An 11,213-nucleotide genomic window follows, 5' to 3' on the forward strand; every position below is an offset into this window, starting at 1 on the left:
CTGTTATCGGCCGACCGGTAGTTTTTAGTGAGCATCCTGAGAAGGAGGCTGTTGCTCAAAAAAGGTTAGAAAAGGCCATACGATTAGCAGGTTTTGAGAAGTTTTATTTTCAAATGGAACCTATTGCTGCTGCCTATACCTATGAGCGTACACTTAAAAAAGAGGAGCTCATTCTGGTGGCGGATTTTGGAGGTGGAACCTCAGATTTTACGCTCATGAATCTTGGTTCTCAGCATTCTGGACAGAAAGAAAGAATGCTTGCCAAAGGAGGGATTTATATCGGAGGTGATGACTTTGATTCAAAATTGATGTGGTTTAAAGGCACGCCACATTTTGGTAGAGGTGTGAAAGAGAAGTTTTTTGAGAAGTGGCTGGAGCTGCCATTATCTTATTTTGTGAGTATTACTTCATGGACTAAAATGAACTTCCTGAACACGCTTAAAATGAGAGATGCCATCAAGAAGTCTTATTTTCAGTCGGATAATCACCCAAAAGTTAAAAACCTTCTGACGCTCATAGAGAAAAACTTAGGTTACTTCCTGTTTTTAGAAGTGGAGCAAACAAAGATAGATTTAACTAAAGCAGACAATGCCGTTTTTAAGTTTAAAGGAGAAGACATAGACTTTAAAGAACCTGTAACTATCAAAGAATTTGGCGAAGATATTATTGCAGAAGATGTAAATAGGATAATGGCTTATTTAGACCAGTTTTTGGAGGGAAATAATGTTACTATAAATGATATAGACTCTGTTTTTATGACAGGAGGAACCTCTATGGTAAGACCACTTCAGGATGTTTTTGTGAAGAAGTTTGGTTCACATAAAATAAAATCAGGAGACAATTTCAATAGTGTTGCCATGGGATTGGCCTATAGTTATGATAAACTAAAGTGAGTTTGACTTTAAGGGGCTTTTAAAAATTTTAGATATTCAGTTCTTCTTACTTACTGCACAGAAATTTTGTCAACTATACTGTTTTAGGATAATTTACTAAAATGCTTAAAAATAGGATCTTAGAATGATAGGTTTAGAGCTTAAAACCGGTTTATTCATTGGAGAATCGTAATGAGTTTTTAAAGTGTAATAATTCAGACATTTAAACGAGATTAGCATAACATCATTCTGGTGATTGAGTTTAAATGAGTTTACGAACTGATTTGAAGTAATTTAGCTACAGTCCCGATAAAATCGGGAGATTTTCTAATGAATAAAGCAGGTTAAACCCTTCGCCGACTTTTTCTTCTCTAAATAATAAGAAAAGATTGTCTTTTTACTATTTCTTATAGTACAAGCTGTTTGTCCCTATAAGATACTTGTTCAACTTTCTGGATTACGCACATACCTGGGCTAACAGAGGATCTCGAAATTACCATTTCTCCCAAGGATACCTTTTTTTCGCTTTTTTCTTTTTGCCATCATCAGAACCGGGTACAAAATCCGTATCTGGATTAGCCTCACCTTTGTCGCCATCCCAGAGATAGTGCACCCTGTGAGGAATGCCATTTCTTGGAGAAAAAACACCCGCCACTAAATCGTTATGTCTATGTTCGTATTTTGACTTACAAGTTTCCATTGGGCATCTAGGAGCCCAGCAGGAAGATAATATGCCAACCAAAAACAACAGGGAAATAGAATATTTTAAAATCTTAATCATGTTCCTTTATACTTAAAGTGGTAAACAAAGCCTTACTCCAGCAGTTTTACTTAAAAACAATCCTTTTGAAGCCAGTTCTCGATCTGGTCTTCTAAATGAAAAGGCTTGTTTTATTTGTTTTGCGACTAAATCTGGGGAAGTAGAGCTGTATTGACCTACACCAATACCTGCATATGCATCCACAAAAAACCATTTGGTCACGATAAAGTGATTCCCAAATTTTACATTCAAAGCCCTTTCCAAATAATTAACTGCAAATGGCCCGATGCCCTCTACCTGCGTGCCACCGTAGCTCTCAAGGTTTGGAGAAGCATCATATTTTAAATCCTTTTGGACATATTCCAGAGCATAATATCTTCCAAACGGTTTTTTATCTAAAGCGTAGAAAGGGTACCAGTCAGAGAAATAACCTCTTATTTCACCTCTAATAATTCTTGTTTCTTGCTCAGGATGATTTTCCTTTTGCTCTTTGTTAAATGAATTGCTGCCTTTTCCTTTTCCATAGTCAAAACCAAAACTGAACTTTCCGAAGGGGGGAGCCAATTCTACGCCATACTGTAATACATTATCTCTACCTATTAGGGCTGTTGGTGTTATTTTCAACAGCAAAAATGGCTGATGAGAAAATGAAACGGGTTTTTTCCTGTTGGTTTCAAGGTCACCTTCCGTTTGGCTAAAAAATTGAGCCTGAGCGGTATTGAATACAAGAAAGCAAATTATTAGTCTTAATATCATTAAATCTGGAATGGCGGAACAGGGTAAAAACGATACGTTACCCTATTTTATTTTCAAATAAGATGCCATTTCCTGCGAATAATATAATTGGCAAGGATTTAGATGTAAACTTATTAGAAAAACTTTTCGTTAAATTTGCGCTATGATGAGAAAGACTCTCAGAATATTGGCTTTTATAATGGCTCTAAACGTACTGTTTAGTGCTACTGGCTTTGCTATTTTTGAGCATAGTTGCCATGCTTTGGGACTTACTTCACGAAGTCTGTCGGACGATGAAGTTTGCGGAATGGAGCTAGAAGCCACGGATACCATTGATAATGGTGAACTAAGCTTCAAGCAGAATTCATGCTGCGAAACACATGCACATTTTAATAAAGTAGATCACCAGACCAATACTAGCATTCAGCATATTGATATGCCCTTTTTGGCTGTGGTATTACAAAAAAGTGATTACCTTTTCGGCCTGGATTTAAGCTCCTCTGTTATGGAAGATAGTATGCTTCCACCTGTGAATGCTCCTCCAAGTTCTGGGCGGGATATTCTTCTTAAAAATCAGACATTCCTTATTTGATAATATATAGCTATTCGATTGTTAATCAATTGTTTAATTATAATATTTATCATGAAATACATCTTACTCTCAAGTATATTATTACTTCATACTTTGGCTTATGGCCAACAAATTAGTGGTACAGTTTCGGACAATACCAATCAACCACTTATAGGTGCCGTAGTCAAATGGGCTACCGAGCCATCTAATGCATTACTGACTAACGAAAACGGTGGATTCACCATAAATCGAGGAGCTAAGCAGCACCAGCTGATTATTAGTTATTTGGGTTATAAGACAGATACCGTAATGGCACACGGAGATGGGCCGTTTAGTTTTTCTCTTAGTTCAGATAATACCAGTCTAACCGAAGTGGTGGTTAAAAGTAACGCCACAGTTATAGATAGATTGGCTTCTGTTCAAACTCAAATTATTACAAGTAAGGAATTGGCAAAAGCGGCTTGCTGTAATCTTTCGGAGAGTTTTGAGACCAATGCTTCGGTATCGGTAAGTTTTGCCGATGCCATTACAGGAGCGAAACAACTTCAAATGCTGGGCCTTTCTGGAAAGTATATACAGACCAATATTGAAAATATGCCAGGAGTGAGAGGCCTGTCCATTCCCTTTGGACTTAATTATGTTCCAGGTACCTGGGTGCAGTCTATTGATGTTGCTAAAGGAACATCATCTGTTATTAATGGCTATGAATCGATGTCCGGAACAATTAATGTGGAACTTCAAAAGCCAGATTTAGCAGAGCCTGTTTATTTGAATTTTTATGCCAACGAATTGGGTAGAGGAGAAGTTAATCTAAACCTAGCTAAAAAGCTGAACGATAAATGGTCTGTTGGTTTATTAAGTCATGGTTCTTTTCTACAAACTGAAGTAGACAGAAACGACGATGGTTTTAGAGATTTGCCGCTCTATGGTCAATTTAATATTCTGAACAGATGGAAATACAATGGAGAGCGATTTATGGGGCAAGCCGGTGTTAACTTCCTTACAGAAAATAGAGAGGGTGGACAAATGTCCAAAATTGCGAATCCCTATGTTTTTGAGAATAATACGCAGAAACTGACCATGTTTACCAAAACGGCGTTATTGTTTCCAGAAACACCCTTTAAAGGGCTTGGGCTTATTTTGAATGGTACGTTTTTAAATTCGAATTCCGTTTTTGGTTTAAATCCTTATGATGCTAAAGAGAATACTTTTTTTGCAAATATGATTTATCAAGATATTATTGGAAATACTTTTCATACTTATAAAACAGGCCTAAGTTTTTTAGCAGATTCCTATGATGAGAGCTACGCCAATTTTGAGAATCCAATACATCTAAGCAGGCAAGAGCTCGTTCCTGGCGTATTTGGAGAGTATACTTATAATAAGTTAGACAAAACCATACTTGTGGTAGGATTGAGGTTAGACCAACATAATTTGTTTGGAACGCAGGTGACGCCGAGAGTCCATTTCAAACAAGATTTGGGCGAAAATAGTACTTGGAGGATTTCTGTAGGAAAAGGAATAAGAGTTCCTACACCACTAGCTGAGAACTTTGGGCAATTGGTCAGTAATAGAGTTGTCATCATTCGAGACAATATAGCTCCAGAGATTTCTTGGAATTACGGTACCAGCTGGACCAAGGAATTTGGCAGAAATAATCTAAGTTTAGATATTTACCATACCGAGTTTAAGCAACATCAAATGTTGGATATGGAGCAGGAAGGTGAATTGATTTATTATAATTCTAAAGACCGTTCTTTTTCCACCAGTGCTCAGATAGAGTTAAACGTGGTGCCAAACGATAGATGGGAGATGAAAGCCGCTTACAGATGGTTAAATGTAAAACAGACCTTTTATACGAATCCTGATGAAAGCAGTTTAAGAGATAAGATGTTTGTGCCTAAATCTGCGGCATTACTTAATGTGGCTTATGCCAGACCCTATAATAAATGGAAAATGGATGCTACCCTATCTTATAAAGGAAAGCAAAGAATTCCTGACATTATGGTTGATGATTATGCTCCTGGTTTTGTAACTTTAAATAGTCAAATTTCAAGGAATTACGTCAGATGGGAGTATTATTTAGGAGCAGAAAACTTATTAAACTTTACGCAAGACAGCCCGATTATTTCAGCTGCTAACCCTAACAGTAGCAGCTTTGATGCAGGACAAGTTTGGGGACCCGTGATAGGTAGAATCGTTTATATTGGAGCTAGGTATAGACTTAGATAGATGATACTGAAAATTAAAAATATGGTTTGTAACAGATGCGTGCTAAGCGTGGAACAGCTCATGCACGCATCCGGCATGGCTTATGAAGAGATAAACTTAGGAACGGTAAAGCTGAAGGAAGATATGACAGAAGAGCAAGAAATTCAGCTGTCTAAAGATTTAGAAAAGCTAGGTTTTGAGTTATTGATAGATAAGGATTCTCAGTATGTGGAAGCCATTAAGAATGCCATTACCAAATTAATTTATCAGCAAGAGAATGCTTTAATGAAATATACCATTTCTGCATACATTGAGTCAGAGGTTAAGAAGGATTACAAATGGCTCAGTAGTTTGTTTTCTTTGAAAGAAGGTATCACAATAGAGCATTATGTGATAGCCCAGAAAATAGAAAGGGTAAAAGAATTGATAAGTTATAAGGAATTAACAATAAGTGAAATAGCAGATAGTTTACATTATAGTAGTGTGGCACATTTGTCTAATCAGTTTAAGAAGATAACGGGAATGACTCCGAGCGTTTTTAAAACATTAGGAACCAGAACAGCTCTGGATAAAGTATAAATTTAAAAAGATAAAAAGATGAAGGTAAAAATAGTTTTAGGCTTGTTGTTTTTAGGATTTTTGAGTGCTTGTGATAGCGGTTCTTCGGAAGCTACAGAGCATTCTGGAGAAGTAGCTCATGCACATTATGCATGCTCTATGGAGTGTGAAGGTGATAAAACGTATGAAGAGCCAGGTCAATGCCCTGTTTGCAAAATGGACTTGGAAAAAGTAAGCTCGGATGAGGATTAATCATCTCGTTAACAATTGATTAGTATAAAATTGGTTTTAAATTTAATAAATTAGAATATGAAAAAAATATTAGGAATTATTGTTTTGGGCTTTTTAATGAGCTTTGGTGCTGAAGCTCAAAGCTTTGCATCATCAGAAAATGTAGTTAAGATAAAAACCTCTGCTATATGTAAAATGTGTAAGAAGAGGATAGAGAACGATTTAGCATTGACGAAGGGTGTAGAAAAGGCGGAGTTGAATCTGGACGATAAAGTGGTGACTGTGGCCTATAATGCGAAAAGAACAAATGGAGATGAAATTAGAAAAGCTATTTCTAAAATTGGTTATGACGCAGATTTAGTTGTAGCAGATCAAAAAGCCCATGATAGATTACCAGATTGTTGCCAGAAAACAGCAGCACCTCATCAAGATTAAGATCGGGTAAATGGGTATTTACAAAAAAACGGAATGGCATGCCATCCCGTTTTTTTTTATGATTAAGCAGCTATTAAACTTGCCTTAAAACCGGCTTCTTCCACCGTCTTTATGATTTCTTCTGCAGTGAAATCGTCACCTTCTATCGTTAAGATTTTGTCAGGATTTTCAGTGTCCACTTTCCATTCGTCTATTTCGTCTAGTTTATTTAGGAAGGGTGTTACACCTTTTATGCAGCTACCACAATTTATGTTGGTTTTGAATTTTAATTGTTTCATTATATTGGAAATTAAAGTTTTATAGAATTCTAAAGTTTTAGTCTTTTTAGTCTCAAACTGTTCAGCACTACGCTTACAGAGCTAAAAGCCATGGCCGCTCCGGCTATCATTGGATTTATCAAGAAGCCATTAAAACTATATAACACACCTGCCGCTAGAGGAATTCCTATAATATTATAAATGAATGCCCAGAACAGATTTTGTTTTACGGTATTCATCGTTCTTTTTGACAGCTTAATGGCGTCCGGTATTTTAAGTAAATCATCAGATATAATGGCCATCTTAGCCACGTCTAAGGCGATATCTGAGCCAGAACCCATAGCTATACCCACATCTGCTTTGGCCAGAGAAACGCTATCGTTAATGCCGTCTCCTACCATGGCCACCGTGTGTCCTTCTAGTTGTAAGTTGGCTAAAAAGTCGCTTTTGTCAGCAGGCATACAGTTGGCTCTAAAATCATTGATGCCTACTTCTTGTGCTACGGTGGCTGCCGTTTTTTCATTGTCTCCTGTTAACATAATTACCTTTAAGCCCTGCTCTTGCATTTTTCTAATTGCCTTAGCGGAAGTTTCCTTTATACTGTCGGAAATGGCAATGATGGCTAAAATGGATTTTTCGTTAGAAAAAATAACCACAGTTTTGCCTTGATTTTCTAGTTTTGAAATCGTTGAATTTTGTTCCTCAGAAATAGAAATTTCAAGCTCTGTAGCATAGTTGGGTTTTATGATGTAGTAAGTTTCATTTTCATATTGACCTTTTACGCCTTTGCCAGTAATAGATTCGAACGCTTGAATGGCTACCGAATCAGATTCTTTAAAGTGTTCGGTAATTGCGGTAGCCAAAGGGTGTTCAGAATCAGATTCTAAACTCTTAATAATGGATTTCAGGATTTCGGATTCACCAAAATATTCAATACTTGTAAGCTTCGGTTTTCCTTCGGTAATAGTACCAGTTTTATCCAATATAACGGTGTCAATCTTTTGAGCCAATTCTAGACTCTCTGCATCTTTTATCAATATTCCATTTTCTGCCCCCTTTCCTACACCTACCATAATAGCAGTCGGTGTGGCTAATCCTAGGGCACAGGGGCAGGCTATCACCAAAACAGACAAGGCGGAAAGCATGCCCAGGGCTATTTTGTTTTCACCTCCTAAAGTCATCCAAAGTACAAAAGTCAGGATGCCTATACCAATGACCACTGGTACGAAGACACTGGCAATTTTGTCGACCATTTTCTGTACAGGGGCTTTACTGCCTTGTGCGGCTTCTACCATCTGTATGATTTGCGACAAATAGGTGTCGTTTCCTACTTTTTCTGCCAATATCCTTAAACTTCCCTTTTGATTTAGTGTGCCTGCAAAAACGACTGATTTTTTCTCTTTTAATACGGGAATGGGTTCACCGCTGATGCTACTTTCGTCCACATAAGATTCCCCTTTTTTAACCTTGCCGTCCACTGGGATTTTATCTCCAGGTTTTACCAAAAGCAAATCTCCAATGATGACTTCATCAATACCGATGCTTTGTTCTTCTCCATTTCTAATGGCAATGACGGTTTTGGGCTGAAGGCCAATCAACTTTTTCAAAGCTTCTGAGGTGCCAGATTTAGCCTTTTCTTCCAACCATTTACCTATTAAAATAAAGAAAATAACCACCCCTGCAGCTTCAAAGTATACATGAGCTTCTAGGCCTCTGTTGACAAAATAAGCAGGATAGAAAGTATTAAAAAGACTAAAAGTATAAGCTATACCCGTACTCAAAGCCACCAAAGTGTCCATGTTTACTTTTCCAATTTTAGCTTGTTTGTACGCATTTATGAAAAAGCCTTTGCCGAATATGAACAGTACGGGAGAGGCTAAGGCCAGCATGATATAATTGGCATAAGGCCAGTGCATGCCCAGCATCCCTATGATGAGTAAAGGCACAGAAAAAACACCTGCCCATATGGTGTTTTTCTTCGCTATTTTAAGACGGTCTTGCTTTAACTCTTCTGCCGAGCCATCTTTTTCAATCACCAAATCATAGCCAATGGCTTGTACTTGTTTTTGAAGTAAGGGTAAATTCGTAATTTCTTCGTCAATACTCAGGTATGCCTTTTCATTGGCATAATTGACGGAAACGGCTTTAACACCCGGAGTATTCTTTAAAATTTGCTCCACACTTCCGGCACAGCTGGCACAGGTCATACCTAAAACGGGAATTTGAAGTTTAGCTTCCATATTTATCATCTATTTTTACAAAACTAATCAGAGTATCAGTCGTTCTAGTTATATCATTTACAGTTAAAATTGTAAGATTTACTTTATGAGAATACATGTTTTAAGTCTTTTCCTATTCATCCCTTTTGTGGAATCTTGTATTTATCCGCAAGGACCTACCACCGATGCTTCTAAAGATACGACCAATGTGGAGGTGACAGTACCATCTGAAAGGGGTTTAAAAGTAGGGCAGGGCGTTTTGAAAACAGACCAAGAGGCTTTTACCAAAGGTCAAATGTTTTATGACGGGAAGGTCATGCAAAGGGCTTCTCAGTTGGCATTTAAGGCTGATGTCAATAATAATCTATTACTAACAGATACAGAATGGTCGGGAGATTGGCAGGAGGATATCAATCATAAAAAGGTGGTGTTTTGGGAAACGGAACACTATAAGGATGTGAGGAATAACAAACTTCAAGACGCCAATATGGAAGATATGAGAGGTTTTGATTTTGCTCCATTGGTTTTGCAGATGAATAATGTCCCGCCTTGGAACGGTGGCACTTTTGTGCAGCATTTTGTGACTATTCCTGGCGAGAATCGAAACCACTGGAAAGAAGGAAATCTGGAGTACTTCTTTATGCCAGATGATTTTCCACAAAATATAAGTCATACACATCTTCCTCAATTTTATAAGTATTTTCCAGATTATAAATTGCCTAATAATAAAATTGGAATCACCAGCTTCATGATAAATGACGATGTTGAGAACAAGACGGCTAAAAAGGGTTATACCTATACCGGTAGTTTTGTGGCACCAAAAGAGCAGCGAGTTTATTATGATTATGACACTTGGCTTTATGAGAGTGGGGCACCAGCAGCGTATTCTGTTTCTCAGCAGGAAATAAATGCTTGGCTAGATAAGGTAGACGAAAACGTACTGTACAGGAATTTTGAAAAGTATGTTTTAAATAAATATCAGAATGTGGGGCATTTAGTGCTGAACTGGGAAGCTTTGCAAAGCCCTTATGGTAAGTCTATCTATAAATTGGAGCGATGTTTAAACGCTTATAAAAAGAAATATCCTAAAACCACAATTTCGCTTTGGCCACGGGGATTGTTCTTTTTGAATAGGGTCAATGTGGAAGGAAATAATTTTAAATATGAGCTCACAGATGATTTGAAATTTCAAGGGAACCTTGGTCAATGGGACACCAATCAAAATCCTAAAAGCCCCTTTTCTATCAATAGCTTTTACCTGAATAATGTAGATATAAATTATGTTGGCGGGTATTTGAATTACCCTACCAATTACGGCTATGTTCAGCATTTAGTCATACAGCACATCATGAATAAGAAGTTTCAGCCTACTAAGAAAAGTATCTTAATGTGGTGGCATAATCAGGAGTATGTAGGAGATTTTGAGATGGGTACGGCATGGTTTACAGACGATAAAGGAAGAATACTTTCAGTGAAAACCAAGCCGATGGTTTTTCCATCTGCCATGCATAATGCAGCAGTTTGGGCTTTTGCTTTTTGTGATGGAGGAGAGCTGTGGTCTGAGCCTTATAGCAGAAGAGATCAAAATGATTATTTGGGAGCGGCTACTGATGTCTATGATAAAAAGGGAAACAAAGTATCCACTGCTTTCTCTCCAAACTTAACGGGTCAATATGCCATCCAAAACTATAGGAATATAGACAGATGGGAAGCAGGGAAGTGGTCCGTAAGTGCTAATAAGGATATAGTTGAAGCTAAAACGGACTGGAACTTCGTATCTTCCGCCAGAGAAAATAATAGATTTACCAGAGGAGATGAGGTACTTCCATCTTATTCGCTTTATGACAAGAGCCAGATGGTGGCGGTTAAATTTAATGAGCAAGAAACCCAAGCCCTAGTGCTGGTTTATGATGCCTGGAACGACCCATTAAAAGAAAGTGTGATACATGTGACGGTGAAGGATAAAGTGATTCCTGTAAAAGTATTTGGTAGGTATACTTCCGTGGTAAGAATCAACGAACTATAAAATTAATGAAGAAAACTGTAGAATTAGAAAAAAGAGATATTGAGAAGTTAAGTGATGAAGATATCGCTTTTTTAAAAGAATCTGAAAAAGCGGCAGAGCTGTCTTATGCTCCTTATTCTGAGTTTCATGTCGGCTGTGCCGTGGTCTTAAAAGATGGAGAGATAGTACATGGGGCTAATCAAGAGAACTCTTCTTTTCCTTCGGGTTTGTGTGCAGAAAGGGTGGCTCTTTTTCAATGTGCAAAAAACTTGGAAAATAAGGTGGAAAGAATCGTGGTTTTTGCAAAATCCAAGAAATATGAAGTGCCAAACCCTTTAGTGCCCTGTGCGGGATGTTTG

At 37.6% G+C, this 11,213-nt stretch carries 12 protein-coding genes; 8 read left to right on the plus strand and 4 right to left on the minus strand.

Features of this window, described 5'->3' with window-relative positions; all coding sequences use genetic code 11:
• Positions 1 to 893 (plus strand): Hsp70 family protein (locus tag ACTBZY_RS06640; RefSeq protein ID WP_463045565.1); only part of this gene is annotated, 893 nt, incomplete at its 5' end.
• 472 nt (positions 894 to 1,365) lie between these two features.
• Here ACTBZY_RS06640 and ACTBZY_RS06645 read toward each other — a convergent pair.
• Positions 1,366 to 1,653 carry a hypothetical protein gene (locus tag ACTBZY_RS06645; protein WP_463045566.1) on the minus strand — a complete coding sequence of 96 codons (288 nt, stop codon included), beginning with the start codon at positions 1,651 to 1,653 and terminating at the stop codon, positions 1,366 to 1,368.
• A 12-nt stretch (positions 1,654 to 1,665) separates the two neighbouring features.
• Positions 1,666 to 2,388: a hypothetical protein gene (locus tag ACTBZY_RS06650; protein WP_463045567.1), complete on the minus strand. Its 723-nt coding sequence runs from the start codon at positions 2,386 to 2,388 to the stop codon at positions 1,666 to 1,668.
• 142 nt (positions 2,389 to 2,530) lie between these two features.
• On the opposite strand from ACTBZY_RS06650, the gene ACTBZY_RS06655 reads away from it, so the two are divergent.
• Genes ACTBZY_RS06655 through ACTBZY_RS06675 form a run of 5 tightly spaced genes read left to right on the plus strand, consistent with a single transcriptional unit; the run spans position 2,531 to position 6,373 of the window.
• Positions 2,531 to 2,959: an HYC_CC_PP family protein gene (locus tag ACTBZY_RS06655; RefSeq protein ID WP_463045568.1), complete on the plus strand. Its 429-nt coding sequence runs from the start codon at positions 2,531 to 2,533 to the stop codon at positions 2,957 to 2,959.
• A 51-nt stretch (positions 2,960 to 3,010) separates the two neighbouring features.
• Complete coding sequence (locus tag ACTBZY_RS06660) at positions 3,011 to 5,170, plus strand: TonB-dependent receptor (protein WP_463045569.1); 2,160 nt, start codon at positions 3,011 to 3,013, stop codon at positions 5,168 to 5,170.
• Positions 5,171 to 5,728 carry an AraC family transcriptional regulator gene (locus ACTBZY_RS06665; RefSeq protein ID WP_463045570.1) on the plus strand — a complete coding sequence of 186 codons (558 nt, stop codon included), beginning with the start codon at positions 5,171 to 5,173 and terminating at the stop codon, positions 5,726 to 5,728. It abuts the gene before it with no gap.
• A gap of 18 nt (positions 5,729 to 5,746) precedes the next feature.
• Positions 5,747 to 5,959: a heavy metal-binding domain-containing protein gene (locus ACTBZY_RS06670; RefSeq protein WP_463045571.1), complete on the plus strand. Its 213-nt coding sequence runs from the start codon at positions 5,747 to 5,749 to the stop codon at positions 5,957 to 5,959.
• Positions 5,960 to 6,016: 57 nt separating this feature from the next.
• The gene (locus ACTBZY_RS06675; RefSeq protein ID WP_463045572.1) at positions 6,017 to 6,373 is read left to right on the plus strand and encodes a heavy-metal-associated domain-containing protein; all 357 of its coding nucleotides are present in this window, start codon (positions 6,017 to 6,019) and stop codon (positions 6,371 to 6,373) included.
• A gap of 62 nt (positions 6,374 to 6,435) precedes the next feature.
• On the opposite strand, the gene ACTBZY_RS06680 is transcribed toward ACTBZY_RS06675, so the two are convergent.
• Complete coding sequence (locus ACTBZY_RS06680; RefSeq protein ID WP_463045573.1) at positions 6,436 to 6,651, minus strand: heavy-metal-associated domain-containing protein; 216 nt, start codon at positions 6,649 to 6,651, stop codon at positions 6,436 to 6,438.
• A gap of 29 nt (positions 6,652 to 6,680) precedes the next feature.
• Positions 6,681 to 8,870 carry a heavy metal translocating P-type ATPase gene (locus tag ACTBZY_RS06685; RefSeq protein ID WP_463045574.1) on the minus strand — a complete coding sequence of 730 codons (2,190 nt, stop codon included), beginning with the start codon at positions 8,868 to 8,870 and terminating at the stop codon, positions 6,681 to 6,683.
• A gap of 85 nt (positions 8,871 to 8,955) precedes the next feature.
• Here ACTBZY_RS06685 and ACTBZY_RS06690 point away from each other — a divergent pair, with 85 nt between their 5' ends.
• Together ACTBZY_RS06690 and ACTBZY_RS06695 are read left to right on the plus strand one after the other, a co-directional pair.
• Complete coding sequence (locus ACTBZY_RS06690; protein WP_463045575.1) at positions 8,956 to 10,875, plus strand: hypothetical protein; 1,920 nt, start codon at positions 8,956 to 8,958, stop codon at positions 10,873 to 10,875.
• 5 nt (positions 10,876 to 10,880) lie between these two features.
• Positions 10,881 to 11,213: cytidine deaminase family protein (locus tag ACTBZY_RS06695; protein ID WP_463045576.1), on the plus strand; the 333-nt coding region annotated here is incomplete at its 3' end.

It is taken from the genome of Arcticibacterium sp. (genome assembly GCF_055134445.1).